Origin of the sequence: Sphingomonas sp. M1-B02 (genome assembly GCF_026167525.1) — a bacterium.
Taxonomy (GTDB): Bacteria; Pseudomonadota; Alphaproteobacteria; order Sphingomonadales; family Sphingomonadaceae; genus Sphingomonas.
This window is the reverse complement of the sequence record NZ_CP110679.1, coordinates 383,404-408,197: the sequence shown is the minus strand read 5'-3', so window position 1 is coordinate 408,197 and position 24,794 is coordinate 383,404. Positions and strand designations below refer to the sequence as shown.

Below are 24,794 nucleotides of genomic sequence, written 5' to 3'. Positions count from 1 at the left end.
GCTACCTTATCGCCTTGAAAGCCTCGCTGGCTCCGCCCCCCGCGCCCGATCCCGGCGTTGCGCCGAGCCCGGTCGAGAGCCTCAAGACCGGCGCGTTCTGGAACCGCCTCGGCGCGCGCTTCCTGCCCTTCGCCGATGCCGCGACCGAGGATCTGCCGCTCAGCCGCATCCTGCGGCTGTCGCTGTTCCAGGTATCGGTCGGAATGGCCGCGGTGTTGCTCACCGGCACGCTCAACCGGGTGATGATCGTCGAGCTCGGCATGTCGTCCAGCCTGGTCGCGGCGATGGTCGCCCTCCCCTTGCTGTTCGCGCCGCTGCGCGCGCTGATCGGGTTCAAGTCGGATCACCACGCGTCGCTGCTCGGCTGGAAGCGCGTTCCCTACATCTGGTTCGGCACGCTGATGCAGTTTGGCGGGCTCGCGATCCTGCCGTTCGCGCTGCTGGTCATGTCGGGAGACGGCGTCGGATCGCCGTTGATCGGGCAGGTCTGCGCGGCGCTCGGCTTCCTGCTGGTCGGGGCTGGCATGCACACCACCCAGACCGCGGGGCTCGCACTCGCCACCGATCTCGCCCCCGACCATGCGCGCCCACGGGTCGTCGCCTTGCTCTACGTCATGCTGCTCGCCGGCATGATGATCAGCGCGATCGTGATCGGCCGGCTGCTTGCCGATTTCACTCCCACCAAGCTTGTCCAGATCGTTCAGGGCGCCGCGGTGCTGACGATGGTGCTCAATCTGGTCGCATTGTGGAAGCAGGAAGCCCGTAACCGCGCGGCAACCGCGGTGCGCGCCGATCAGCCCGCGTTCCGCGATGTCTGGGCGGTCTTCGTCGCACGGCCCCGGACGATGCGGCTTCTCGTCGCGGTCGGGCTCGGCGCCGCGGCCTTCAGCATGCAGGACGTGCTGCTCGAACCCTATGCCGGGCAGATCCTCGGCCTGACGGTCGGCGCGACGACTTCGCTCACGGCGTTGTGGGCGCTCGGCATGCTCGCCGGCTTCGCCCATGCCGCGAACCGGCTCGGCGAAGGCAGCGATCCGCACCGGCTGGCCGGCTTCGGCGGCGTTGCCGGCATTTTCGCCTTCCTGTTCGTGATCTTCGCCGGACCGCTGCAGTCGGTCGCCTTGCTCGGCATCGGCGCCACCTTCATCGGCTTCGGCTGCGGTCTCTTCTCGGTCGGCACGCTCACCGCGGCGATGGCGATCTCGGACGACACCGCGCTCGATGGCCGCACCGGCCTCGCGCTCGGCGCCTGGGGCGCGGTGCAGGCAACCTGCGCCGGGCTGGCGATAGCGGTCGGTGCCTTCGTCCGCGACCTGGTGTCGGCAGCCGCGGTCGCGCGCGATCTCGGCCCGACCCTCGCCGCCCCCGCCACCGGCTACACCTTCGTCTATTGCGTCGAGATATTGCTGTTGCTCGGCACGCTCATCGCGCTCGGGCCGCTGGTGCGCAGCACCGATGCCCCGCTTCCTACCAATCGCCGCTTCGGCCTCAGCGAATTTCCGATCTGAAAGGGACCGCCATGCACCCCCAGCTCACCCCCGGCATCGATGTCGCCCTCCTCGTCTTCTGGGCGTTCGTCCTGTTCTTCATCGGCCTGGTCTTCTACCTGCGCCGCGAGGATCGACGCGAAGGCTATCCGCTCGAGGATGAAATGACCGGTCGGCTCCAGGCGCCGGGCGGCCCGCTGTCGATGGCGTCGCCCAAGTCTTTCCTCCTGCCGTTCGGGCATGGCACCGTCACCACCCCGACCCAGGGCCGCGAGCCGATCGACATCGCCGCGCAGCGCACCGAACGTTCGCACGGCGCGCCCTATGCCCCGACCGGTAACCCCCTGGTCGACGGTATCGGTCCGGCGGCCTGGGCGGATCGCGCCAAGCGTCCCGACCTCGACATGGAGGGCCATCCGCGCATCGTGCCACTCAGCACCGCGGCCGATTTCTGGGTGGCGCGTGAAGATTCCGATATGACTGGCTGGCCGGTGATCGGCGCAGACGGGGTCGTCGCAGGCACGGTCAGCGACCTGTGGATAGACCGGGCCGACCGGCTGGTCCGCTACATCCAGCTCAGCGGCACCGATGGAGTCGGCATCGGGCCGGTCATCGCGCCGATGATGATGGCCAAGGTCGACCGCCGCCGCCGCCGCGTGGTGATCGACGCGGTCAACGCCGCCCAGTTCGCCGAGGCGCCGCGCCCCGCCGCGCCCGACCGGATCACGCTGTACGAAGAAGAGCGCGTCCAGGCCTATTTCGGCGGCGGCTATCTCTATGCAAACACCAACCGGCAGGAGCCCCTCATATGACCGAGTATGAGAATGAGCCGATCCCGGGACTGCCGGGTATTCCGCCCGCCGGCGAGCAGATCCTCTGGCAGGGCTCGCCCGACTGGCGCGTGCTGGCGCGTACCGCATTCCACACCAGGCTCGTCGCCGCCTATTTCGTCCTGCTCACCGCCTGGGCGCTGATCAGCGCGCTGGCCCAGGGCGTCGGCGGGCCCGGCGATCTCCTCGGCGCCGGGATGACCGCGCTCGTCGGCGTGATCGGCGTCGGCTTGCTCCATCTGCTCGCCTGGGGCTCGGCGCGCACGACGATCTACACGCTCACCAATCGCCGGATCGTGCTTCGCATCGGCATGGCGCTGCCCAAATGCATCAATCTGCCGCTCGCGCTGGTGGGTGCGGTCGATCTCGCCGCGCGTGCCGACGGATCGGGCGACATGCCGCTCACCATCCGCGGCCAGCAGAAGCTCGGCTATCTTGCACTGTGGCCGCATGCGCGGCCGTGGAAATTGGCCCGGCCGCAGCCGATGCTGCGCGCAATTCCCAAAGCGGCGGACGTCGCGGCGCTGATCGCGCGGACCTGCCTGGCCGCCAATCCCGAAGGCCGCATCGCCGCAGCCCGGCCCAGCGCCGCCCCGATCGAATCCTTCGGCGAAGCGGTGGCGGCATGAGCGGCACCCACAGCCATGGCGACATGCTGCCGCGCGGGACCCTGTTCCTCGCCGGTGCGCTCGTCCTGTTCGCGTTGACTGCGGCGAGCGTCGTTCGAATCGCCGACATTCCGCCTGCGGCATCGCCCACATTGATGCGCGAACAGGCCGGGATCCGGGTCGTTAAGTCGCGCGACCTGCGCTTCATCGATCGCGCCGACGGCGCGGTGGTGATCGAGGACGTGAAGGGCGGCGTCGCCTCGACGGTGGTGCCTGGCCAGCAGACCGGCTTCATCCGTGGGGTGATGCGCGGACTGGCGCGCGAACGGCGCGCGCACGGCATCGGCGACGGCCCTCCCTTCAAGCTGACCTTGTGGGCGGACGGCGAGCTCTCCTTGGTCGACAGCGCCACCGGTCGCGCACTCGAGCTCACCGCCTTCGGCACCACCAACCGCGCGACCTTCGCGGCTTTGCTCGACGCGAAGAACGCCGTCTCCGTGGACCCCGAAGCATGATCGCGCTGCGCCGCACCCGCTTCGACACGCCCTGCCGCGTCGAGGTCGAGCTCAGCGACGAATATTGCCGCGCGAATGTGGTGCTGGCGAACGACTATGAAGTCGGCCCGGGTGATCGCGTGAAGGTCCACGGCGCGCCGATCTGCGTCGGCTTCGGCGAGCGCCGCGTCGAGGATCGCATCGCCACCGTCGAGCGCGCGAGCACGGTCGAGCGGCTGTGGACCAAATTCGCCGGCCATTTCGAAATGGCGGAACTCTACGAAGTCAGCTTCAGCGATCGGACAGTGCTATGAACGCCGTGACCCCCATCAAGGCCGCAACTTCGGCCGATGCGATGGCGCTCGCCCGTGAGGACACCGTCCTGAGCCCGCGCTTCTACACCACCGATTTCGCGGCAATGGACCGGATCGACGTGACCCCGGTGCGCGCCGAATGGGATGCGCTGATCGCCGAGATGGTCGCCGATCCCAACCGGCTCCACTTCAAGCGCACCGAGGCGTTCGACGGCGTGATCGAGAGCCTGCCCGACGGCCTGCGTCAGGAATTCACCGATTTCCTCGTCAGCTCGCTCACCGCCGAATTCTCGGGCTGCATCCTCTATGCCGAGATCGCCAAGCGGGTGAAGAACCACGACATCAAGCAGCTCTTCAAGCTGATGAGCCGCGACGAGAGCCGCCACGCCGGCTTCATCAACGATACGCTCAAGGACGCCGGCATCGGCATCGATCTGGGCTTCCTGACGCGGACCAAGAAATACACCTATTTCCGCCCGAAATTCATCTTCTACGCGACCTATCTCAGCGAAAAGATCGGCTATGCGCGCTACATCACGATCTTCCGGCATCTGGCGAAGCATCCCGAGCTGCGCTTCCACCCGATCTTCAACTGGTTCGAACTGTGGTGCAACGACGAGTTCCGCCACGGCGACGCCTTCGCGATCCTCATGCGCAACGATCCCAAGCTGCTGACCGGGGTCAACAAGCTGTGGATCCGCTTCTTCCTGGTCGCGGTCTACGCGACGATGTACGTCCGCGATCACAATCGCCCCGCTTTCCACAAGGCGCTCGGCATCGATCCAACCGAATATGACCGCCGCGTCTTCACGATCTGCTCGGAAATCACGCGCCAGGTGTTCCCGGTAGTACTCGATACCGACAGCCCAGGCTTCGCGCGCGGGCTCGAGCGGATGCGCAAGATCGCCGTCGCCATCGATGCGGCGAAGAGCCAGGGCGGGCTGGCCGGCGGGATCAAGCGCATCGGCCTTGTCGGTGCCGCCGCAGTCAATTTCGCCCGGCTCTATTGCACGCCGGTCAAGCGCAACATCGCACCGGCCACGGTCCGGATGGTCCCGGCCTGGTGACACTCCCGCCGCTCCTGTTCGCGCTGCTGATGTGGTTCATCGGCACCGGCGCCGTGGTCTGGCTCGACAGCCGGCCGCGCGAGACCTTCCGCACCAGCCTGATCCTCGCCGGGCTGGTCGCGATCGGCGCGATCGGACTGGTCTGGGCGAGGGCCGGCGATAGCAGCGTCGGCGGCGCCTATGCCGGTTTCGCCGCGGCGATCCTGATCTGGGGCTGGCACGAAATGAGCTTCCTGATGGGGCATGTCTCCGGTCCCAACCGCGCCGAATGCCCGCCCGAGGCGGTCGGCTGGGCGCGGTTCAAGGCCGCGACCGCCACCGTCATCCACCACGAGCTGGCGATCGCCGCGACCGCGATCCTGCTGTTCGCGATCACCTGGGGCCAGCCCAACCAGGCCGCGCCGCTCACCTTCCTGTTGCTGTTCGTGCTGCGCGTCTCGGCCAAGTTCAACCTGTATCTGGGCGTGCCCAATCTCAGCGACGAGGTGTTCCCCGAACATCTCGCTTATCTGAAAAGCTATTTCCGCAAGGCGCGGTGCAATGTGCTGTTCCCCTTCTCGATCGTGCTCGGCAGCGCCCTCGCTTTCTGGGCCTGGACCGTGGCGGAGGCCGCGCCCGCGGGCAGCGGCGCCTCGGCAAGCGCGACGCTGATCGCCGGGCTCACGATACTCGGGGTAGTCGAGCATCTATTTCTGGTTTTGCCGCTTCGCGATGCGAAGATGTGGCAATGGGCATCCAACAACAAGGCGGCACGAGCCGTCGTCGAACGCGTGGGGAGAGGGTAATGGATTACGAGGCAGTGTTCGCAGGGCAGCTCGACGGTTTGCGCGAGGCGGGCAATTACCGCGTCTTCGCCGAGATCGAGCGCCAGGCCGGCCAATTCCCTCGCGCCAAGCGCTGGACCGAGGATGGCCAGGTCGCGGACGTCACCGTCTGGTGCTCGAACGACTATCTCGGCATGGGCCAGCACCCCAAGGTGCTGGAGGCGATGCACGAGACGCTCGATCGCTGCGGCGCCGGCGCGGGGGGCACGCGCAACATCTCGGGCACCAATCACCAGCATGTCCTGCTCGAGGCCGAACTCGCCGATCTGCACGGCAAGGAAGCGGCGCTGATCTTCACCTCGGGCTATGTCTCGAACTGGGCGGCGCTTTCCACCCTCGCCTCGCGGCTGCCCGATTGCGTGGTGCTGTCCGATGCGCTCAACCATGCGTCGATGATCGAAGGCATTCGCCACAGCCGCGCCGAGTGCAAGCGCTGGCGGCACAACGATGTCGCGCATCTCGATGAACTGCTCAGCCAAGTCGAGCCCGGCCGCGCCAAGCTGGTCGCGTTCGAGAGCGTCTATTCGATGGACGGCGACATCGCCCCGATCGCCGAGATTATCGAAGTCTGCGAAAAGCATGGTGCACTCAGCTATATCGATGAGGTCCATGGCGTCGGCCTTTATGGCCCGCGCGGCGGCGGCGTCGCCGAGGAGCTGGGCCTGATGCACCGCATCGACGTGATCGAGGGCACGCTGGGCAAGGCGTTCGGCGTGATGGGCGGCTATATTACCGCGTCGAAGAATCTGTGCGATTTCGTCCGCAGCTTCGCGAGCGGCTTCATCTTCTCGACCGCGCTGCCCCCCGCGGTGGCGGCCGGCGCGACTGCGTCGATCCGGCACCTCAAGGAAAGCCAGATCGAGCGCGTCCGCCACCAGAACCGCGTGGCGATCGTCCGCCAGCGGCTCGACGCGCTCGGCATCCCGCATTTGCCCAACCCCAGCCACATCATCCCAGTGATGGTCGGCGACCCGCACCACGCCAAGATGATCAGCGACTGGCTGCTGGCCAATCACGGCATCTATGTGCAGCCGATCAACTATCCCACCGTGCCGATGGGCACCGAACGGCTGCGGATCACCCCGTCGCCGGTGCATACCGACGGCGACATCGATCGGCTGGTGACCGCGCTCAGCGAGATCTGGTCGCAATGCGCCCTCGCCCGCCAGGCAGTCGCGGCTTAGACTCCAAGCTTCGACATCGCCATCCCGGCGAAGGCCGGGATCCAGGGCCAAGCAGTACGTCGCTTGGTTACCCTGGATCCCGGCCTTCGCCGGGATGACGTTTTTGGAACCGGCAAATCGAGCCCTATTCCGAAAGCCGCCGCCGCAAGCGCCACAGCGAGAATGCAACGACCGCCAGCACCAGCGGCACCGCCGCCGCCATCGCGAGATCGTGGCTGTGGCCCGGCAATGCGCCCACGAGATAACTCATCAGTGCCACCAGATAATAGCTGATCGCGACGATCGACAGCCCCTCCACCGTCTGTTGCAGCCGCAGCTGCAGCCGGGTGCGGCGGTCCATCGACGTGAGCAGATCGCGGTTCTGCTTGGCGAGCGCGATGTCGATCCGCGTTCGCAGCAATTCGCTGGTCCAGGAGGCGCGCCTCGACAGGTCATCCAGCCGTGCCGAAAAGGATTCGCAGGTGCGAAGCGCCGGGGTCAGCCGCCGTTCGGTGAAATCCGCCAGCGTTTGATAGCCGCGCACGGTGCCGATTTTGAGGCCGGCCAGGCGATCGATGCTGAGCTGGCCATAAGCGCGCGTCGCGCTCATCCGATAGCGCGTCTCGGCGAGCAGCCGGGCGAGTTCGGCCGACAGGAAGGTGAGCTCGTCGAGCAGTTGGTCATCTTCCGACGTCCGTTCCGAAACGGCATGCGTCAGGCCCGCGAGCCGCGCCTCCAGTCCGGTCACCGCCGGAGTCAGCCGTTGCGCGAGCGGGAGGCCGAGCAGCGCCATGTTCCGGTAATTGCCGAGTTCCTGCAGCCGCAGCAGCAGTTGCGCCGGCTCGTCATGTTCCAGGCCACGATCGCGCACGAGCAGTCGGCCATAGCCGTCCTCATTCAGCCGGAAATCCGAGATCACCGTCGCCAGGCCGCCGGCGACATCGCAGACGATCATCGCCTCAGGCGCGAACCACGCCTCGAGATCGGCGGGCAACGGGTCCGGCGCATTGCCGCCGACGAAGGCGATCTGGGTCGCGCGGACGATCTCTCCGGGCATATGGTCGAGGATTCTGGACTGGATCGGCTCGAACAGCTCGGGGTCGAACGGCGCGTCGAACGGCCCGGGGCACAGCAAGGTGTAGGTCGCGAATTCGGTGTGGCGTTCCCAGACAAGCGTCACGCCGCCCAGGTCCAGCACCGCATATCGGGCCGACACCGGCACCACTTCACGCCCGGCGGTAACCAGCATCGCGATATGGTCGCGTGCGGAATCGCCCGAAGCTTCGCCGAGCAGCGTTACGATCTGGAGCAGGCGGCACGGCGCGGCAAAACGCGGCAGCCGGCGGACGTGCATCTCTTCCGAAAGCGCGGCACGCAGCGGGTGGCTGCGGATCGTCACGATGCCTGGCCCCTTGCGGCGAGGCCGCCGCCCCGGCTCGTTGCGGCGAGGGCGCCGCCCTGGCTCGTTGCGGCGAGGGCGCCGCCCTGGCTCGTTGCGGCGAGGGCGCCGCCCTGGCTCGTTGCGGCGAGGGCGCCGCCCTGGCCCGGCGCGGCGAAAGCGCCGGCAAGCCGCTCCGCGCCGCTCGGATCAGCGGCGCGGAGCCAGGTCACTTCTTGTCAGTCATTGCCGCCGGCTTGGCGAAGGCGGCCGGCACCGCGCCGCCCGCGGCCGGCCCGCCCTCAGGCGCTGCGGCCGGCGCACTCCCCGCTAACGAAGGCGCCTGGCTGAGCATGCTAACCCCTCCCAGCGGCTTGGAAACGCCCTGGTGGCAGGTCGTGCAATTGACCTTGTAGGGATCGCCTTGCGGCCCCTTGCGATTTGCCGGGAAGGTCGCTTTCAGCGACTCGATATAATTGTCGTTGACGTCGCGAACCATGCGGATGCCGTAATAGGCCGTACCGCGCTGCGCACGGCTGAGGTTCCAGGCGCGGAACGACTGGCTGTTGTGGCAATAGGTGCAGTTGACCCCAAGCGCAGAGCTGACGTGCATCATCAGGCCGTAGGACTTTTCGGCATCCTTGATCGACACGACATGGTTCGGCGACGGATATGCGCTGCTGCTTGCCACCGGGACCTGGCCCTTGCCGGCCAGATAGGCGGCGAACGGATCATAAGGCAGCGCCGAATAGCCGACATTGGTGTTGGGGCTGTTCTGGCCGTGGCGGTTGCCCAGCACCGAGCCCGGATGCGGCGTGCCCTCGGCCAGCGCCCATTTGTTCTCGGGGACGGCATTGCCGCGGTGACAGGTGAAGCAGGTGACGCCGGTCGTCTTGACGTGGCTCGCCCATTTAGAATTGATGGTCTGCGTCATCTGGATCATGCGCCGCGCGACGACCTTGGTATATTTTTCGTCGGACGCCAAATTCTCGGGGTTATGACAATAGCTGCACCCTTGATCCGGGGGCGCGACCCACTGATTCATCTCGGCCATCAGATGGTCGAACCGCTCCTTGCTCACACCGCCGAGCACCTTGACGTTCTGATAGCTCTGCCCTGCAGTCGGGCCGCCCTCGGGCGGCAGGGGATAAGGTGCGGCGGGAATTGCGCTGGCCTTTGCGACGGTATTGACGTCGACGATCTGCTCGAGGCCCGTGCCGCGATAGCCGGTCTGGGTTGATTGCTTGGGGCCGAGCTCGCAACCGCCCAGCAGCAGGGTGATCGATCCGGCGGTGACGATGAGGAAAGAACGGCTCATTGCGGCGCTCCCGGCAAGGTTGCAGGATCGACGACGCCCGTGCCCGGATAGCTCGGGGCATAGCCGTGCAGAACCGCCCAAAGGTACCAATTGTCGACCACCGTCCCGGTCAGCAGGATCCCGATCGCACCGGTCAGCGGCGTCAGCACCGCGAACCACCACGCCCAGCGGTGGATCGATTCCATCGTCGCGTTGAAGCCCATCGTCCAGCGCCAGAATAGCGCCGCGCGCTCGGCTGCGGTTCCGCGATCGGTGATCTGCTCGATCTCGCGCTCGCCGCCATAGCGCCCGACCGCGAGGATCGTCGCGCCGTGCATCGCGAACAGCAAGGTCGATCCGTACAGGAAGACGATCGAGAGGCAGTGGAACGGATTGTAGAAGAGGTTGCCGTAGCGGATCGAGAAGGCCGCGGTCCAATCGAGATGCGGGAAGATGCCGAACGGCACCGCCTCCGCCCAACTGCCCATCAGCATCGGCCGGATGAAGCCCAGGGTCACGATCAGGAAGACCGCCGACAGGAACGCCCAGGCGACATGCGTCCCCATCCCGAGCTGCGTGGCGCGTCGATGCGTACGCAGGAACCAGAGCAGCAGCGAGGCTACCATGAAGAAGCCCGCAATCTTCCACCACCCGCCCTCGGCCAGCGGCACGAACAGGCTGAATCCCCATTGCGGGCCGGGCGGCTCGAGCGCGAGCCAGGGCAGCTGCCGGACGAACTGGATCGGATCCCAATTGACCGAGGCGAACATGTTCAGCCCGATGATCTCGAAGCTGAGAAAGGCGCAGATCAGCGAGGCGATGCCAAGCTTGCCGAGATAGATCGGGCCGATCTGCGCGGCGCCGAGCTTGCCGGCCCAATAATTATAGGTGCTCGCCTCGCCACGGGCAAAGCTTCCCGCCGGCAGCGGCGGTCCAGCCTCGAGCGGTCCGCGCAACTGCACCTGGGTGAATATGTTCTGATAACGCAGCATCGCCCGTCCCCCCTCAAGACCAGATCGGCAGGTTGAGCCACCACGTCCACCATTCGGGCCAGCCGCGTGTCCATAGCGGCCCCGAGATGATGATGCAGATCGCGCTCCAGAACCCCGCCGAGAGCGCCAGGAACAGCCCGAGGCGGTGGATCCCGAGCGTGCCGATCGAATAGCCGATCGTGTCGCGGAAGAAGGCGTCCTCATATTCCGGCGACTTCACCGCCTCGCCCTTGGGCGGGTTGACCGCCGAGAGCACCAGCGCGCCGTGGAACGCCAGCGCGCCACCGGTGACGAAGAAGAAGCTCACCGCCAGCATGTGCGCGGGATTGTAGTGGAAATGGAGATATTGGTAGCCGGTGTTCGACACCCAATCGAGATGGCTGAAGATGCCATAGGGGAAGCCGAAGCCCCAGGCGCCCAGCATCCACGGGCGGATCACCACCAGGCTGACATAAGCGAAGATCGCGAAGCCATAGGCGAACGGCACATGATAGCCGATCCCGAGCTTTCGGCAGATCTCGACTTCGCGCAGCGCCCAGGAAACGAAGGCGCCGATCGCGCAGACCGTGATGATTTGCCAGAAGCCGCCCTCCCGCAAGGGTGCCAGGCCCAGGCCATAGCTGATGTCGGGCGGGGCGATGCTGACCAGCCAGGGATTCCAGGTCGGCCCCAGCGAGGCCGCATAGAAGATCAGGGCAGTCCCGAGCGCCGCGGTGATCGCGGTGGTTACGCCGAAGAAGCCGACGTAGAAGGGACCGACCCAGAAATCGAACAGGTCGCCGCCGATCAGCGTGCCCCCTCGCACTCGGTATTTTCGCTCGAAGCTCAGCAGCGCCATGGCATATCTCCGCTCCCCGACGCATGCCGGGGATCGTTACGTTCAGGTCGTCGTCCTCAGACGAGGCCGGGCTTTCGCCCGGCTTCGTCCGCCCGCGTGCGCATCAGCCCACGCGGTGGCGTCAATCGCTCAGGTCCCGGGTGTCGCGGGAGCCATCGCTGCCGGTGCCGCCTTGTGCGGACCGTCGAGCCAGTTGAACCGGTCGGTGCTGAGCAGGATGAAGTGAATCAACAGTGCCAGCACGAACAGGAAGATAAACAATGCGACGAGCGCGCGGCGCGGGTCGAATATGAGCCAAATTCTCCACATGATGTGGTCCTCCTCACTTATGGTCGAAATATCGGTCCGGGCTTATCCGAGCCAGGGCCGCCAGTTCCAAACCAGTACATGCGCGATGATCGCGATGACGGTGAAGATCAGGAAGCTGGTGATGAACAGCTTGTGGAATTCTTTGGCTTCATCGGGGGTGAGGTAGGTTCCCAGGCCCGGCCTTTCGTTTGGATCGCTCATTTTCTACGTCTCCGTGTTTTCCCGTCAGGGCAGGAGCGTGGAACGCGCTCCCAGGCGGTATCCGCGCGGGCCAAAACCCACGAGGATCGGTGTGTCCGCAGCGATCGGCGCAGCGGCGATGCCGGTCCGATCGGGCGGAGAAGCGTGGCCGCGCTCACAGGTCGCGGCTTTCGGTGATCGCGAGCGCCAGGCGCTCGGGCGTGACGGAGGCCTCGCCGGCCCGGCGCGCGGCGCGTTCGGCGGCGTCGCGGATGCGCTTGGCCATCGAGATGCGCACCAATACCGGCGCGCGCTCGACGACGGCATCGAGTTCCGACTTGGCGGCCTCGTCCCACATCAGCTCGCGCTCGATCCGCGCCGGCGTGGCCTCGACCTTGTCGAGCTGGCCGGCGAGCGGGAGGATGTGGAAGAGCGCATCGAACAGCGCGTTGCAGACTTCCTGGATCAGATAGGTCGCGCCGGCATAGCCCATGAACGGCGTGCCGGTATGGCGGCGGATCACCGCGCCGGGGAAGCTCGCCGGGATAAAGACCCCGCGCATCCCGCCCCCGCCGGCGGCCTCGGCCATGTACATCCGCTCGTTGAAGCTGCCGAACAGCACGAGCGGCGGATTGGTCGCGATCATATCCTTGACCGACTGGTTGTCGGACTTGGCCCCCGCGCAGCGCGACACCGCGAAGTTGCAGGGCAGCCCCATATCCTCCTCGAGGAACTTGCGGATGCCGCGCGCATAGGTGTCGGTGGCTACGATCCCGAAGCTGGCGGTCCCGAAGAAATCCTGGGTCACCGAGCGCCACAGATCCCAAAGCGGCTTGATCGTCGTATGCTTCTCGCGCTCGATGAACGGCTCGGGATCGAGCCCGGTCAGCTCGCCCAGCTTGCGCAGGAACAAGGTCGTCGATTCGAGCCCGATCGGCGCTTGCAGATAGGGACGCTCGAGCGCCTCGCAGAGGCCGCGCCCGAACTCGCGGTACATGCAGACATTGACCTGCGCGAGCGGCAGTTTCTTGACGTCGGCGAGGTGGCTGCCGAGCGGGAACACCATCCCGACCTCCGCGCCGATCCCCTCGATCAGCCGGCGGATCTCGGCCAGGTCGGACGGCATGTTGAAGGTGCCGTACATCGGCCCGATGATGTTGACAGTCGGCTTTTGCCCCTCGCGCGGCGGCTTGGCCGGCGGAACCTTCTTCGTCCCGAACTGGGTCCACAGCCAGGTCAGCGCGCGATCGCCCGATTGCCACTGATCCTCGTCGATCGTGCGCGGCAGGAAGCGCTGGATATTGGTCCCCTCGGGGGTCACCCCGCCGCCGATCATCTCGGCGATCGATCCGGTGACCACCACCGCCGGCAGATCGGGATCGAGCGTCTTCCACGCCCGCTTCATCGCGCCCTCGGTGCCGTCGCGGCCGAGCTCCTGCTCGCCAAGTCCCGTGACGACGATCGGCAATTCGTGCGGCGGCAGGCCGTCGGTATAATGCAGCACCGACGTGACCGGCAGATTCTCGCAGCCGACCGGACCGTCGATGATCACCTGCAATCCCTTGATCGCAGTGAAGGCATAGACAGCGCCCCAATAGCCTCCGGCCCGATCGTGATCGAGGATCAGCGTCATGTGCCGATATGCTCCTCGGCCTTGGCCGCGGCGATCCGCTTGGCGGCGTATTTAGCCTTGAACTCGGGGCGATCGACCGGAGTGTCTTCCCACACCCCCGCGGTCGCGCCGGTGCCGACACCCTCGAAGAAGGCCGTCATCTTGTCGAAGCGATGCTGGTTGGCGAGCGCGGCGTTGACCACCATTGCCAGGCTGCCCGCCCCCGCCGGCCCCATCAGCGGTCGCGCCGAGATGAGGTTGGTGAAATAGAGCGCCGGGATCGATTTCTGCTTGGCGTGCTGGACCACCGGCGTGGTGCCGATCGCGAGATCGGGGCCGAACTCTTCGACCGCGGCGATATCCTGTTCGAGGCTCGCGCGATATTGCACGCGGCAGCCATGCGCCTCGAGCCATTCGCGATCGGGATCGGACCAGACCGTCCGCGGGCAGGCGGTGCCGACATAGGGCACGTCGGCGCCGCTCTCGATCAGCAGCCGCGCGACCAGCAGTTCCGAGCCTTCATAGCCCGACACCGTGATCCGCCCTTTGACCGGCTTGGCGGCGAGCGCCCCGCGGATCGCAGGGATGAAACGATTCTTCGAAGCGTCGATCCTGTCCTGCGCGACTCCGCACGCCTTGCCGATCGCATCGAGCCACGCCGCGGTGCCGTCCGCGCCGACCGGCGCCGAGCCGACCACGGCGCGTCCCGCGGCCTCGAACTCGCGGATGCTCGCGGTGTAGAAAGGATGGATCGCGCCGACGACCGCGCAATCGAGCGCCGAATACAGCTCGCGCCATTCGCGCGTCGGGACGACCGGCCCCGCCGCCAGCCCCAGCGGCTCGAGCATCAGGCCGATCCCGGGCGGGTCGGCCGGAAACATCTCGCCGAGCAACGTCACCGTCGGCCGGTCTGGCCGCTCCTTGGGCGCGGCCACCGGGCCCTGCTCGGCCTCCTTGCGCGCATAACTAAGCATCGCCCCGGCGAGCACATCCTTCGCCTCGGCATGCGTCGGCACGCCAAAGCCGGGGACGTCGATACCGATCACCCGGACGCCGTTGATCTGATCGGGCAGCAACTGCAGCGGCACGCCCGAAGCAGTCGGCACGCAGAGATTGGTGACGATGATCGTGTCGTAGAGCGCCGGGTCGGCGAGGTCGTGAACCGCGTCGCGGATATCCTCGAACAGCTTGCCGGTGACGAGCGTCTCCGAACTGAACGGGACATAGCCGACGCTGCGCTTGGCGCCGTAGAAATGCGAGGTGAAGGTCAGGCCATAGACGCAGCATGCCGAGCCCGAGAGCACGCTCGCGGTGCGGCGCATGCGCAGCCCGACGCGCAAGGATCCGAACGCCGGGCACATCGATTGCGGCTGATCGTGCGGCCCCTTGGGATAATCGGCGGCGTAGCGATCGAGGATTTCGGACTTGCCGGCGGTGACCGCCGCCGCGTGCATTGTCTCCTTCGAACCGCAGCCACCTTCGGCCGGGCTCGGCGTGAGGTCGATCCGGTCGCGGTCGCGGGGAAGGGCTTCTACCGTCACCGATCAGACCGTATCGTACACGACTTCGAGGCTCGGCTTGGCGACATAGGCCGCGCCGCGCATATCGGCTTGGGTCGCCGGCTTGAGCGAATAGTCCGCGCCGGTGACGTCGGCGCTGAACAGGCCGAGCAATCCATCCTGGTCGAGCGGTGCGGGGCGGAGCGGCGGCGCCTCGGCTACGTTGACCGCGAGTTCCTCGAACAGCGATGCCCATTGGCCGCCGGGCTTGCCGATGATCTGGTAGTTCGCGCTCTTCTTGCGGATGTCCTCGTTGGCGGGGATCGCACACAGCACCGGAATGCCGACCGCCTCCGCAAAGGCATTGGCCTCGCCGGTGCCGTCATCCTTGTTGAGGATCATCCCCGCGACGCCGACATTGCCGCCCATCTTGCGGAAATATTCGACTGCCTTGCAGACGTTGTTGGCGACGTAGAGCGACTGGAGATCGTTCGAGGCGACGACGATGACCTTCTGGCACATGTCGCGCGCGATCGGCAGGCCGAAGCCGCCGCACACCACGTCGCCGAGGAAATCGAGCAGGACGTAGTCGAAGCCCCATTCATGGAAGCCGAGTTTCTCGAGCGTCTCGAAACCGTGGATGATCCCGCGCCCGCCGCAGCCGCGCCCCACTTCCGGACCGCCCAATTCCATCGCGAACACGCCGTCGCGCTGGAAGCAGACATCCTCGATCCCGATCTCCTCGCCCGCCAGCTTCTTCTTCGAGCTCGTCTCGATGATCGTCGGCGTCGATTTGCCTCCGAACAGCAGGCTGGTCGTGTCGCTCTTTGGGTCGCAGCCGATCAGCAGCACGCGCTTGCCCTGCTGCGCCATCATGTAGCTCAGGTTGGCCAGCGCGAACGACTTGCCCGACCCGCCCTTGCCATAGATGGCGATGATCTGCGTTTCCTTGGTAACGGGGCCTGTGTGGACCGGATCGGGCTCGAACGCGGCTTCCTCGCGCAGCTCGCCTGGATCGAACATGCTCATATACTTCTCCAGTCGAGGACCATCTTCAGGCAATCGGGATCGGTGAAGGCCTGCGGATAGGCGTCGACTGCCTCCGCGGCGGGGCGGGCATGACTGATCAGCCCGTCAAGCTCGAGCAGCCCGGTGTCGATCAGCGCCAGCGTCGCGGCGATGTCGGCGGGGGTGAACTCCGCGGCGATGCGCAGTCGTGCCTCGCGCATGAAGGCCGGAGGAAAGGCAAAGGATAGCCGGTCGTAGAAGCCGGCCAGCACGACTTCGCCGCCCTTGCCGAGCCGTCCAAAGGCAATGTCTAGGATGTCGCCGGCGCCGCTCGCGTCGCAGATCGCCCGATAGTCGCGGCGCTCGTCGGTCGCGGGGTCGATTACCGGATAGCCGAACCCGTCGCGCCGGTCAGGATTGGTTTCCCAAACGGTCGGGGTGCCGCCACCGCTGGCCACCGTGATCCGTGCGATCAGCCGCCCGAGAATCCCGTGGCCGATCACCAGATCGGGCACGCCGCCGATCGCGATCGCGTGGTGCGCCGTCGCGGCCAGCGCGAGCAGGATGCCGTCGCGGCCGAGCGATTCGCGGATCGGGATCGCCCGCGCCGCCGGCAGCAAGACTTGGCGCGCAGTGCCGCCGAACAGCCCGCGCGCTTGCGCATAGCAATTCGCACCCGGCACGAAGACCCATTCGCCGATCCGTCCGCGCGCCTCTGCGCCGGCATCGACGATACGCCCGACCGATTCGTAGCCCGGCACCAGCGGATAGCCCATGCCCGGGAAGTTCGGCATACGGCCGGTCCACAGCAATTTCTCGGTACCCGACGAAATCCCGCTCCAGTCGATCTCGACCCGGACGTCGCCGGCAGCCATGGGATTGAGTGCAAGCGGTCGCAGCGCCAACTTTTCCGGCGCTTCCAATATGACCGCTACTGCATCCATCTGGTCACCCCCCGCGGCAACGGTTCTGCATGGAACCTGCTGCTGGGGCGTAACCTGCTCTAGACACATCTGGATGTCAATCAGATTGGACAGTCGCCTAGCGCGTGGCGACGATTGCACTTGTCGTCAGCGGCATCGCAGTCGCGACGGGGCGCGACCGGGAAAAGCCCGCAGCATGCAGCATCGCGCGGATTTCAGCGCTGCTGCGCGCCCTCCCCGATCCCATCGCCAATAGATAGAAGCCGAAATAAGCGTCACCGACGGGTTCCGCACCGGGCGTCCGGGCCATCGGCTCGGCGATAAACAGCGTGCCGCCGACGGGCAGCGCCGCATGGACATTGCGAAGCAGCGCCAGCGCCGGAGCGTCGTCATGATCGTGCAGCACGCGGATCAGCGATATCAGATCGTAGCCCATCGGCAGCGAGTCGTTGAGGAAATCGCCTCCGAACACAGTGGTTCGCGCTGCGAGCCCGGCCGAGTCGAATCGCATCCGCGCCCGTTCGCCGACCGCGGGTAGGTCGAACAGGCCGAGCTCGAGCCCCGGAACGCGCGCCGCCACCGATTCGAGAAAGGCGCCTTCGCCCCCGCCGACGTCGAGCAGCCGGCGGTGGCGATCGAAGCGATAGCAATCGATCGCCTGCGCCGCGATCAGGGGCTGGGAGCGCGCCATCAGGGCCGAGTAAGCGGCCACGGCATTCGCATCCCCGTTTCCCGACGACTCGGCATAATGCCAGTGCCGCGACAACTGACCGCCTCCCCCGCCCCGCCGCAACAACGCCACCGGATCGGAGAGATCGGCGTAGAGCAGGTGATGGTGCGCCACCATTTCGGCGATCCCGCGATTGCCGCGCAGCGCTGCGCCGTCGCTCCCCAAGGCCCAGGCATTGGCGATCGGCTCGACCAGCCCGAGTGCCGCCGCCCCGCGCAACAGGCGTTCGGCCCCGGCGGGCGGCAGGTCGATGCGCGTCGCGATCGTCGCGGTGTCGAGCGGGCCCTCTGCAAGCAAGTCGAGCAGGCCCGTCTGCACGCATGCCGCCAGGATCTGCGAATAGGTGAATCCGGCCACAAGATCGAACAGCCCCCGCGCACGCCGTCGCGCGATCGGACGCGTCAACGGGAAGCGCACCGCGAAGCGCTGAAACCGTTCGGACCCGAAAATGCGGTTGCGCCAGGCGATCCAGCGACCGCGCCAGCCGAAATTTTGTGCGTTGGACGAATGCATGTGTCCAGTTGTGTGGACAGATGATAGCATCGTCAATCGAAAGGGGTGCGATGTCGGACGAACGGATCGTCGTGATCGGAGCGGGGGTCGGCGGGCTGGTAAGCGCCGCTTTGCTCGCCGCGCGTGGCTGCGACGTCACCGTGGTCGAAGCGGCGGCAGGCCCCGGCGGCAAATTGCGTGCGATCACCACCGACGGCGTCGCGATCGACGCCGGGCCCACCGTCTTCACGATGCGCCCCTTGTTCGAGGAAATCTTCGCTGCGTGCGGCACGTCGCTCGACGATCACCTCAGCATGCGCCCCGCCTCGACGCTCGCGCGCCATGCCTGGGGGGAGGCGCGGCTCGACCTGTACGCCGACCCGGCAGCAAGCGAAGCCGCGATCGGCGCGTTTGCCGGCGCCGGCGAAGCACGCGGCTATCGCCGTTTCCGGGCCGAGGCCAAGCGGCTGTTCGACGCGCTCGACCGGCCGTTCCTGCGCGAGACCAAGACCGATCCGATCACCCTGGGCTGGCGGATGGGCGCGCGCGGCCTCCCCGACTACCTCAATCTGCGCGCTTATGTCTCGATGTGGCGCGCGCTGGGCCGATATTTCCGCGATCCGCGGTTGCAGCAATTGTTCGGACGCTACGCCACCTATTGCGGCTCCTCCCCTTTCCAATGCCCCGCGACGCTGATGCTGATCGCGCATGTCGAGGCGAGCGGGGTGTGGCTGGTCGACGGCGGCATGCACCGCTTGGCCCAGGCCCTGGAATCGCTCGGCCGAAACAACGGCGTGCGTTTTCGCTACGACGCGCCGGTGCGCGAAATCCTGGTCGAGCGCGGCCGTGCGGCGGGCGTGATCCTGGGCAGTGGCGAGCGGATCGGCGCCGGATCGGTGGTCTGCAACGCCGATCCCGCCGCAATCGGCGCGGGCCGGTTTGGCGAGGCGGCACGGCGCGCAACATCCGCCCTGCCGTCAAAGCGCCGCTCGCTCAGCGCGATGGTCTGGACCGCACACGCGACCGCGAGCGGCTTCCCGCTCGCGCGACACAATGTCTTCTTCTCGGCCGATTACCCGGCCGAGTTCGCCGCGCTCGCCAGCGGACGGCTGGCGCAAGCGCCCAGCATCTATGTTTGCGCGCAGGACCGCGACGACAGCGCCGCCAGTCCCCAGGGCCGCGAGCGCTTCCAGATCATCGTCAACGCGCCCGCCACCGGCGACGGCACCCCCTTCACACCAGCGGAGATCGAAACATGCAGAGTGCGGATGCTGGACGGCGTTTCGCGGGCGGGGCTTTCGCTCGATCTGGGGGACTCGCCAGAGTCGGGGACGGTGCTGACGACGCCGACCGACTTCGAGCGCCTGTTTCCGTCGACGGGTGGGGCCCTTTATGGACCGGCCTCGCACGGGTGGGCGGCCTCCTTCCGCCGGCAGGGCAGCCGGACGCGGATCCCTGGGATCTACTGCGCGGGCGGGAGCACGCACCCCGGCGCGGGCGTCCCGATGGCGGCGCTTTCCGGCCGATTAGCCGTCGAATGCTTGCTCAGGGACCGCGCTTCGATGTCGCGGTCGCGGCCAATGGCTATGCCTGGTGGTATATCGACGCGACCAGCGCGGACGGCGCCCATGGCCTGACGATCATCGCCTTCATCGGCAGCGTCTTCTCGCCTTATTACAAGCTTTCCGGACGCGGCAATCCCGAGAACCATTGCGCGATCAACGTCTCGCTGAACGGTCCGCGCGGATCCGCCTGGGCGATGACCGAGCGCCCCGCTAGCCGCGTGGATCGCAGCGCCGATCATTTCGCCGTAGGCCCCAGCGGGATGCAGTGGGACGGCGATACGCTGGTGATCGACATCGCCGAGATTTCGGCGCCCCTCCCCTACAAGGTGCGCGGTACGGTCCGCGTCACGCCCGAGATGATCGGCACCACCGCCTTCATGCTCGACCCCGACGGCAGGCATCGCTGGCACCCGGTGGCACCGCGCGCGCATGTCGAAGTGTCAATGACGAGTCCCGGCACGCGCTGGAGCGGGCCGGGCTATTTCGACTCGAACTTCGGCGACGAGCCGCTCGAAGCCGGTTTCGACGACTGGCACTGGTCGCGCGCGCATCTGAAGAACGACGTCGCAGTCCTTTATGAGGGGCGGCGGCGCGACGGCACCCCCTTCGACCTCGCGCTCAAATTCGATCGCCAGGGGCGCTGGCATGATGTTGTCCAGCCCGCCCCCGCCAGGCTCCCGCGCACCGGATGGCTGGTCCAGCGCGCGACTCGAGTCGATTCGGGCCACGCCCCGCGCGTGCTCAAGACCTGGATCGACGCGCCCTTCTACGCGCGCTCAAAACTGGCGACGCGCTTGTTCGGCGAGGATGTCCATGCGGTGCACGAAAGCCTGTCGCTCGGGCGCTTCCGCTCGCCGATCGTCCAGTCGATGCTCCCTTACCGGATGCCGCGCGCCTTTTGGTGAAGGATCAGGGCTCCTCGGGCGGCTTCTTGCCCCGGGCGATCTCGCGATTGATCGAAATGAGCTGCCAGATGCAGAAGAGGATCACCGGCACGCCCGCGATCGCCATGTCGAGCAGGCTGAAATATCGGCTTTCCATCACGGCTCCTCGGCGAACTGGCGGACGATCGCGGCGACCTCGCTTGGTCGCTCCTCATGCGCCAGGTGGCCGAGCCCGTCGAGGGCGACCACTCCGCCGTTGCCGACCATCGGCGCAGCCTTGCGCGCGCTCGACAGCGGGATCGCTGCGTCGGCCGCGCCATGGACGAGCAGCAGCCGGGTCTGCAGGCGCGGCAGGTCGCGCGCGAGCGACCCGAGGTCCCAATCGGCCATCATCGTGATCGCGCCGGCACAATGCCCGGGTGTCGCGAACAGGCGCTGGTAGAAGCCGATTCCGGCAGCATCGATCCGCGAGCCCGTGCTGCGTAGCAGGAATCGCGCGGTCTCGCCCTGGGTCCGCGCCATCCGCGCGAAGAAATGCGGCGCGAATGGATTGACGAACAACAGCCGCGCCAGCGACGGAAACAGCTTCGCGCCAAGCCCCGGAAAGGGCAGGAGCGCCGCGTTCAGGCCAATGATCGCGTCGGACTCGCATACCCCGTCGAGCGCCATCCGAACCGCAATTGCCGCACCCGCCGAATGCCCGACCACAAAGCCCGGGGTCACGTCCAGGGCGCGCATCAGGTCGCCCACCGCGCGCGCCATCGCCGGCATCGACAGGCCCCCGGCCGGACGCCCGCTGGTAAAGCCGTGCCCGGGCAGATCGGGCGCGACGATCGTGAAATGCTCGGCGAGCAACGGCGCCAGAGCGCGCCAGCTATGCGTCGCCGCGCCGGTGCCGTGGAGCAGGAGCAACACCGGCCCCTCCCCCATCACCTGCACATGCCAGCGCACCCGGCCGGTATCGACGAAGCGGCTGGACGCGCGATTGGGCCAGTCGCGACCTTCCACGTCCCAGCGCGGCGCGGCGCTCATCCGCGCTGGACCGCGCTGACCGCCGCATGCATCGCCGCCGCATCGGCGCGCGGGAGCGGCAGGTATCGCGCGCGCATCGCCGCCGCGAGCGCCGCGCCCTCGGGCCGGGGCCGCGCCGAGATGTCGACGAACGCGGCGGCGATCCCCGCCGCGCCGATCGCCCGCGCTGCGGCATCGGCGTCCGCCTCGGCGGTGGCGCGCACGGCACTGCCGTCGGCAGCGATATTGGCGCGACCATCGGTCAGCACCACCACGAACGGCGTCCGACCCCGCGCCCGCGCCGCCTCGGCAAGCTCGCGCGCGGCGTTCAATCCTGCCGCCAGCGGCGTCCCGCCACCCCCCGGCAGCTCGGCAAGCGAGCGCCGCGCGCGGGCCAGCGAGCGTGTCGGCGGCAGCAGCAGCTCGGCCGAAGTCCCGCGAAACGACACCAAGGCAACCTGCGCGCGCTTCACATAGGCTTCGGCCAGCAGCAGTTCGACCGCGCCCTTCGCCTCGGCCAGGCGCGCCAGTGCCGACGATCCCGAGGCATCGACTGCGAAGATCGTCAGCGCCTCGGCGCGCGATTCGAACCGGCGAATCCGCAGATCGTCGCGACGGACCAGGATGCGATCCTCGCGCCCGCGCAGCCGCTGCCAGGGCGCCGCGGCGCGCAACGTATCGATCAGGCTCAACCGCCGCCCCCCGCCGGGCATGCCGGCCCGCGTCCCCATCGGCCGCCCGCGCGCCGGCGACTTGCGCCGTTCGCCCGCACCCTGCGCGCGAGTCGGGGCGGCGCGGCGATTGCCCCCCGCGGCGATCTTCGCGAGCACGTCCTTAGGCAATGCCGCCAGCGCCGCGGCGAGCACGACATCCTCGAGAGGACCGGGCTCGCGCTCCTCCTCGCCCTGGTCGCCCTCAGGAGGTGGCGGTGGCGGCGGCGCTTCGGGCTGCGGCTCTTCGGCTGCCATCGGCATGCGCGTGGCGCGCGGTGCCAGCACGAGGCGCGCGGCGAGCGCGACATCCACATCGGCAATCGCATCGCGCCCGGCCAGCCGAGCCGCAGCGCGCGCCGCCCGCAGCGCGAACAGCGGCGCACGCGCGGAATCGATACCAAGCGCCGCTGCCGTGGCGACGATCGCGGACAAAAGATCCTCCCCGGTACGGGGAGGGGGACCATGCGAAGCATGGTGGAGGGGGAGCACCTCGAGCGATTCGCCTGGGGCGGGCCCCCTCCACCCCCAGCCTTCGGCTGGCGGTCCCCCTCCCCGTTCCGGGGAGGATCGGGTCAGATCCACCCAGAACGCCGCTCGTTCGGCCAATGCCACCGGAGCCCGCTCGTCCGGTTCGATGCCGTCATCCAGCGCCACAACCAGGAACCGCGCCTCGCTTTGCAGCGTAACACCGTCTCGCTCGACCGTGATCGCCCCGCTATCGATCACCCCCGCGATCCGCCCGGCATTGGCATCGGAGACTCGCTCGGCCATCGGCACTATGATGATTCCGCCATCCGCTTCGGCGAGCAGCCCGATCCGCGACACCGGCGTGCCCCTCGCCAAGGTCAGCGTTAAGTCGAGCCCGCCGAGCATTCGTTCATCGTCGATATGCGCCGGGATTCGCCGGACCGGCGCCGCCTCCGGCAGAGCCGCCCGCAATTCGGCAATCACCGTGTCGCGAAGTTCCCCCCCGCCACGCAGGATCATTCCGCCAAGTCCGGGATCGATCCCGCACAGCCGCGCCGCGATCAGCGCATCCGCAAATGCATCGGGCGCATCCTCGCCCGGCGCACTCACGCCGCCAATTCCTCCAGCGCCCGTTCGATCCGCACCGTCGATCCGGTCTCGTCGAGCACATTGCGACGAAGGCGGTGTCGCAGCGCCAGCGGTGCGACACGATGGATGTGCTCGGTGGTGGCGACACCGGCGCCATCGAGCGCCGCCAGCGCCCGCGCCGATCGCATCAGGGTAAGCTCGCCGCGCAGGCCGTCCGCGCCGACCGCCATGCATAGCCGTGACGCGAACCCCAGCACTTGGTCGGGCACCGCGACACCCGCCAAAGCCGCACGGCCTGCAGCAATCCGCTTCAAGGTCTTGCGTTCGGCCCGCCGCCACGTCTCGGCGAAGGTATCGGGCTCGCGCTCGAAGGCGTCGCAGCGCTTCAATATCTCGATCCGCTGCTGAAGATCCTGCGGCGTGCGCACTTCCACGGAAAGCCCGAACCGATCCAGAAGTTGCGGACGCAACTCGCCTTCTTCGGGATTGCCGCTCCCCACCAGCACGAAGCGCGCCGGATGCCGCACGCTCAGCCCCTCGCGCTCGACGACATTCTCGCCCGATGCGGCGACGTCGAGCAGCAGATCGACGATATGATCCTCGAGCAGATTGACTTCGTCGATATACAGGAAGCCGCCATTCGCGCGCGCCAGCAGCCCCGGTTCGAACGCCTTTACCCCCGCGCCCAGTGCACGTTCCAGATCGAGCGCGCCAACCACGCGGTCCTCGGTGGCGCCGAGCGGCAAGTCGACGAACGGCACCGCAACGTTGCCCTTGCGCGGCGAACCGTCCTGATACCCCGCCTGCGCCGCCGGGATCGGCGGCAGCAGGGCAGCAAGGGCGCGAACCGCGGTCGACTTGCCGGTGCCCCGGTCCCCGAACACCATCACCCCACCGATTCGCGCGTCCACCGCAGCGATCAGCAACGCCAATTTCATCTCGTCCTGGCCGACGATCGCGGAAAAGGGGAACGACACGCGCACAGACACGCTGTACCACGCACTGGACACTCTTCAATATGGACATGACGCAATGTGGACCCCGATCCTCGTCGCCGCGGGCGTGGCGATCTTCCTCGGCGCGTTCGGGGGGCTGATGACGCCGATCGGGCCCTGGTACCACAATCTGCGCAAGCCGACGCTGCAGCCCCCCAATTGGCTGTTCGGCCCGGCCTGGACGCTGATCCTCGGCCTCGCCGCATGGTCGGCGGTGACTGCCTGGAACGCGGCCGCCAATGACGCAGAGCGCAGCAGCGTGATCATCCTGTTCGCCACCAACGCCGTCTTCCACGCGCTGTGGAGCCCGCTCTTCTTCCGCATGCGACGGCCCGATTGGGCGCTGATCGAAGTCGTCTTCCTCTGGGCCTCTCTCGTCGCGCTCGTCGTCGGGCTCTGGCCGATCTCGCAATTCGCGAGCCTGCTGATCGTGCCCTACCTCCTGTGGGTCAGCTTCGCCACATGGCTCAACAGCGCCATCGTCCGCCTGAATCGGCCCTTCGCGTGAATCAGGTCAATGTTGAC

The 24,794-nt window shown here is 67.4% G+C and carries 27 protein-coding genes; 11 read left to right on the top strand and 16 right to left on the bottom strand.

Annotated features, from left to right (window positions below; genetic code table 11):
• Positions 1–14: 14 nt before the first annotated feature.
• The 8 genes from OKW87_RS02050 to hemA are packed head-to-tail and all read left to right on the top strand — an operon-like array spanning position 15 to position 6,808.
• Positions 15–1,508, top strand: coding sequence for a BCD family MFS transporter (locus OKW87_RS02050; protein WP_265541905.1), 1,494 nt, complete (start codon positions 15–17; stop codon positions 1,506–1,508).
• An 11-nt stretch (positions 1,509–1,519) separates the two neighbouring features.
• Positions 1,520–2,299 carry a photosynthetic reaction center subunit H gene (gene puhA, locus OKW87_RS02045; protein WP_265541904.1) on the top strand — a complete coding sequence of 260 codons (780 nt, stop codon included), beginning with the start codon at positions 1,520–1,522 and terminating at the stop codon, positions 2,297–2,299.
• On the top strand, positions 2,296–2,946 hold the full coding sequence (puhB, locus tag OKW87_RS02040; protein ID WP_265541901.1) for a photosynthetic complex putative assembly protein PuhB: 651 nt from the start codon (positions 2,296–2,298) through the stop codon (positions 2,944–2,946). The genes puhA and puhB overlap by 4 nt, the downstream gene beginning before the upstream one ends.
• Positions 2,943–3,440: a photosynthetic complex assembly protein PuhC gene (gene puhC, locus OKW87_RS02035; RefSeq protein WP_265541899.1), complete on the top strand. Its 498-nt coding sequence runs from the start codon at positions 2,943–2,945 to the stop codon at positions 3,438–3,440. Before puhB ends, puhC begins: the two co-directional genes overlap by 4 nt.
• Complete coding sequence (locus tag OKW87_RS02030; RefSeq protein ID WP_265541897.1) at positions 3,437–3,733, top strand: hypothetical protein; 297 nt, start codon at positions 3,437–3,439, stop codon at positions 3,731–3,733. The genes puhC and OKW87_RS02030 overlap by 4 nt, the downstream gene beginning before the upstream one ends.
• The gene (acsF, locus tag OKW87_RS02025; RefSeq protein ID WP_265541895.1) at positions 3,730–4,800 is read left to right on the top strand and encodes a magnesium-protoporphyrin IX monomethyl ester (oxidative) cyclase; all 1,071 of its coding nucleotides are present in this window, start codon (positions 3,730–3,732) and stop codon (positions 4,798–4,800) included. Before OKW87_RS02030 ends, acsF begins: the two co-directional genes overlap by 4 nt.
• Positions 4,797–5,585: a putative photosynthetic complex assembly protein PuhE gene (puhE, locus tag OKW87_RS02020; RefSeq protein WP_265541893.1), complete on the top strand. Its 789-nt coding sequence runs from the start codon at positions 4,797–4,799 to the stop codon at positions 5,583–5,585. The genes acsF and puhE overlap by 4 nt, the downstream gene beginning before the upstream one ends.
• The gene (gene hemA, locus OKW87_RS02015; protein WP_265541891.1) at positions 5,585–6,808 is read left to right on the top strand and encodes a 5-aminolevulinate synthase; all 1,224 of its coding nucleotides are present in this window, start codon (positions 5,585–5,587) and stop codon (positions 6,806–6,808) included. The genes puhE and hemA overlap by 1 nt, the downstream gene beginning before the upstream one ends.
• Positions 6,809–6,932: 124 nt before the next feature.
• Here the strand turns inward: hemA and OKW87_RS02010 are convergent, their stop codons facing one another.
• The 12 genes from OKW87_RS02010 to OKW87_RS01955 all read right to left on the bottom strand — a co-directional run bounded on the left by OKW87_RS02010 (position 6,933) and on the right by OKW87_RS01955 (position 18,066).
• A complete protein-coding gene (locus OKW87_RS02010; protein ID WP_265541888.1) occupies positions 6,933–8,186 on the bottom strand; it encodes a DUF3422 domain-containing protein in 1,254 nt (417 codons plus the stop codon).
• Positions 8,183–8,398: a hypothetical protein gene (locus OKW87_RS02005; RefSeq protein WP_265541886.1), complete on the bottom strand. Its 216-nt coding sequence runs from the start codon at positions 8,396–8,398 to the stop codon at positions 8,183–8,185. Before OKW87_RS02005 ends, OKW87_RS02010 begins: the two co-directional genes overlap by 4 nt.
• On the bottom strand, positions 8,395–9,483 hold the full coding sequence (gene pufC / locus OKW87_RS02000; RefSeq protein ID WP_265541884.1) for a photosynthetic reaction center cytochrome PufC: 1,089 nt from the start codon (positions 9,481–9,483) through the stop codon (positions 8,395–8,397). Before pufC ends, OKW87_RS02005 begins: the two co-directional genes overlap by 4 nt.
• Entirely contained in the window at positions 9,480–10,454 is a 975-nt protein-coding gene (pufM, locus tag OKW87_RS01995; protein ID WP_265541883.1) for a photosynthetic reaction center subunit M, read from the bottom strand. The genes pufC and pufM overlap by 4 nt, the downstream gene beginning before the upstream one ends.
• 13 nt (positions 10,455–10,467) lie before the next feature.
• Entirely contained in the window at positions 10,468–11,292 is an 825-nt protein-coding gene (gene pufL / locus OKW87_RS01990; protein WP_265541882.1) for a photosynthetic reaction center subunit L, read from the bottom strand.
• Positions 11,293–11,421: 129 nt separating this feature from the next.
• Positions 11,422–11,601: a light-harvesting antenna LH1, alpha subunit gene (gene pufA / locus OKW87_RS01985; protein ID WP_265541881.1), complete on the bottom strand. Its 180-nt coding sequence runs from the start codon at positions 11,599–11,601 to the stop codon at positions 11,422–11,424.
• Between the two features lie 42 nt (positions 11,602–11,643).
• On the bottom strand, positions 11,644–11,802 hold the full coding sequence (gene pufB, locus OKW87_RS01980; protein WP_265541880.1) for a light-harvesting antenna LH1, beta subunit: 159 nt from the start codon (positions 11,800–11,802) through the stop codon (positions 11,644–11,646).
• A 154-nt stretch (positions 11,803–11,956) separates the two neighbouring features.
• Positions 11,957–13,414 (bottom strand): chlorophyllide a reductase subunit Z, encoded by a 1,458-nt coding sequence (gene bchZ, locus OKW87_RS01975; RefSeq protein WP_265541878.1) that lies wholly within the window; start codon positions 13,412–13,414, stop codon positions 11,957–11,959.
• Positions 13,411–14,847: a chlorophyllide a reductase subunit Y gene (gene bchY / locus OKW87_RS01970; RefSeq protein WP_265543950.1), complete on the bottom strand. Its 1,437-nt coding sequence runs from the start codon at positions 14,845–14,847 to the stop codon at positions 13,411–13,413. The genes bchZ and bchY overlap by 4 nt, the downstream gene beginning before the upstream one ends.
• 90 nt (positions 14,848–14,937) lie before the next feature.
• On the bottom strand, positions 14,938–15,921 hold the full coding sequence (locus OKW87_RS01965) for a chlorophyllide a reductase iron protein subunit X (protein ID WP_265541876.1): 984 nt from the start codon (positions 15,919–15,921) through the stop codon (positions 14,938–14,940).
• Positions 15,918–16,844 carry a chlorophyll synthesis pathway protein BchC gene (bchC, locus tag OKW87_RS01960; RefSeq protein ID WP_265541875.1) on the bottom strand — a complete coding sequence of 309 codons (927 nt, stop codon included), beginning with the start codon at positions 16,842–16,844 and terminating at the stop codon, positions 15,918–15,920. Before bchC ends, OKW87_RS01965 begins: the two co-directional genes overlap by 4 nt.
• Before the next feature lie 97 nt (positions 16,845–16,941).
• Positions 16,942–18,066 (bottom strand): methyltransferase, encoded by a 1,125-nt coding sequence (locus OKW87_RS01955; protein WP_265541873.1) that lies wholly within the window; start codon positions 18,064–18,066, stop codon positions 16,942–16,944.
• 50 nt (positions 18,067–18,116) lie between these two features.
• Here OKW87_RS01955 and crtD point away from each other — a divergent pair, with 50 nt between their 5' ends.
• Together crtD and OKW87_RS01945 are read left to right on the top strand one after the other, a co-directional pair.
• On the top strand, positions 18,117–19,682 hold the full coding sequence (gene crtD / locus OKW87_RS01950) for a 1-hydroxycarotenoid 3,4-desaturase CrtD (RefSeq protein ID WP_265541872.1): 1,566 nt from the start codon (positions 18,117–18,119) through the stop codon (positions 19,680–19,682).
• Positions 19,583–20,515, top strand: a complete 933-nt coding sequence (locus tag OKW87_RS01945; protein WP_322740322.1) for a hydratase — start codon at positions 19,583–19,585, stop codon at positions 20,513–20,515. The genes crtD and OKW87_RS01945 overlap by 100 nt, the downstream gene beginning before the upstream one ends.
• Before the next feature lie 4 nt (positions 20,516–20,519).
• Here OKW87_RS01945 and OKW87_RS01940 read toward each other — a convergent pair whose 3' ends face one another.
• The 4 genes from OKW87_RS01940 to OKW87_RS01925 are packed head-to-tail and all read right to left on the bottom strand — an operon-like array spanning position 20,520 to position 24,257.
• Positions 20,520–20,651: a hypothetical protein gene (locus tag OKW87_RS01940; RefSeq protein WP_265541871.1), complete on the bottom strand. Its 132-nt coding sequence runs from the start codon at positions 20,649–20,651 to the stop codon at positions 20,520–20,522.
• A complete protein-coding gene (gene bchO / locus OKW87_RS01935) occupies positions 20,651–21,526 on the bottom strand; it encodes an alpha/beta fold hydrolase BchO (protein ID WP_265541869.1) in 876 nt (291 codons plus the stop codon). The genes OKW87_RS01940 and bchO overlap by 1 nt, the downstream gene beginning before the upstream one ends.
• Entirely contained in the window at positions 21,523–23,295 is a 1,773-nt protein-coding gene (locus tag OKW87_RS01930) for a magnesium chelatase subunit D (RefSeq protein ID WP_265541867.1), read from the bottom strand. Before OKW87_RS01930 ends, bchO begins: the two co-directional genes overlap by 4 nt.
• Positions 23,292–24,257 (bottom strand): ATP-binding protein, encoded by a 966-nt coding sequence (locus OKW87_RS01925; protein WP_265543947.1) that lies wholly within the window; start codon positions 24,255–24,257, stop codon positions 23,292–23,294. The genes OKW87_RS01930 and OKW87_RS01925 overlap by 4 nt, the downstream gene beginning before the upstream one ends.
• Positions 24,258–24,306: 49 nt before the next feature.
• Here OKW87_RS01925 and OKW87_RS01920 point away from each other — a divergent pair, with 49 nt between their 5' ends.
• The gene (locus tag OKW87_RS01920) at positions 24,307–24,777 is read left to right on the top strand and encodes a TspO/MBR family protein (RefSeq protein ID WP_265541866.1); all 471 of its coding nucleotides are present in this window, start codon (positions 24,307–24,309) and stop codon (positions 24,775–24,777) included.
• Positions 24,778–24,794: the final 17 nt, after the last annotated feature.

Bases quoted from the DNA above. Each gene is read 5' to 3' on its own strand.
- puhA (WP_265541904.1), top strand. From the start codon at position 1,520: ATGCACCCCCAGCTCACCCCCGGCATCGATGTCGCCCTCCTCGTCTTC.
- puhB (WP_265541901.1), top strand. From the start codon at position 2,296: ATGACCGAGTATGAGAATGAGCCGATCCCGGGACTGCCGGGTATTCCG.
- puhC (WP_265541899.1), top strand. From the start codon at position 2,943: ATGAGCGGCACCCACAGCCATGGCGACATGCTGCCGCGCGGGACCCTG.
- OKW87_RS02030 (WP_265541897.1), top strand. From the start codon at position 3,437: ATGATCGCGCTGCGCCGCACCCGCTTCGACACGCCCTGCCGCGTCGAG.
- acsF (WP_265541895.1), top strand. From the start codon at position 3,730: ATGAACGCCGTGACCCCCATCAAGGCCGCAACTTCGGCCGATGCGATG.
- hemA (WP_265541891.1), top strand. From the start codon at position 5,585: ATGGATTACGAGGCAGTGTTCGCAGGGCAGCTCGACGGTTTGCGCGAG.
- pufC (WP_265541884.1), bottom strand. From the start codon at position 9,483: ATGAGCCGTTCTTTCCTCATCGTCACCGCCGGATCGATCACCCTGCTG.
- pufM (WP_265541883.1), bottom strand. From the start codon at position 10,454: ATGCTGCGTTATCAGAACATATTCACCCAGGTGCAGTTGCGCGGACCG.
- pufL (WP_265541882.1), bottom strand. From the start codon at position 11,292: ATGGCGCTGCTGAGCTTCGAGCGAAAATACCGAGTGCGAGGGGGCACG.
- pufA (WP_265541881.1), bottom strand. From the start codon at position 11,601: ATGTGGAGAATTTGGCTCATATTCGACCCGCGCCGCGCGCTCGTCGCA.
- pufB (WP_265541880.1), bottom strand. From the start codon at position 11,802: ATGAGCGATCCAAACGAAAGGCCGGGCCTGGGAACCTACCTCACCCCC.
- bchZ (WP_265541878.1), bottom strand. From the start codon at position 13,414: ATGACGCTGATCCTCGATCACGATCGGGCCGGAGGCTATTGGGGCGCT.
- bchY (WP_265543950.1), bottom strand. From the start codon at position 14,847: ATGCACGCGGCGGCGGTCACCGCCGGCAAGTCCGAAATCCTCGATCGC.
- OKW87_RS01965 (WP_265541876.1), bottom strand. From the start codon at position 15,921: ATGAGCATGTTCGATCCAGGCGAGCTGCGCGAGGAAGCCGCGTTCGAG.
- bchC (WP_265541875.1), bottom strand. From the start codon at position 16,844: ATGGATGCAGTAGCGGTCATATTGGAAGCGCCGGAAAAGTTGGCGCTG.
- OKW87_RS01955 (WP_265541873.1), bottom strand. From the start codon at position 18,066: ATGCATTCGTCCAACGCACAAAATTTCGGCTGGCGCGGTCGCTGGATC.
- crtD (WP_265541872.1), top strand. From the start codon at position 18,117: ATGTCGGACGAACGGATCGTCGTGATCGGAGCGGGGGTCGGCGGGCTG.
- OKW87_RS01945 (WP_322740322.1), top strand. From the start codon at position 19,583: ATGCTTGCTCAGGGACCGCGCTTCGATGTCGCGGTCGCGGCCAATGGC.
- OKW87_RS01940 (WP_265541871.1), bottom strand. From the start codon at position 20,651: ATGGAAAGCCGATATTTCAGCCTGCTCGACATGGCGATCGCGGGCGTG.
- bchO (WP_265541869.1), bottom strand. From the start codon at position 21,526: ATGAGCGCCGCGCCGCGCTGGGACGTGGAAGGTCGCGACTGGCCCAAT.
- OKW87_RS01920 (WP_265541866.1), top strand. From the start codon at position 24,307: ATGTGGACCCCGATCCTCGTCGCCGCGGGCGTGGCGATCTTCCTCGGC.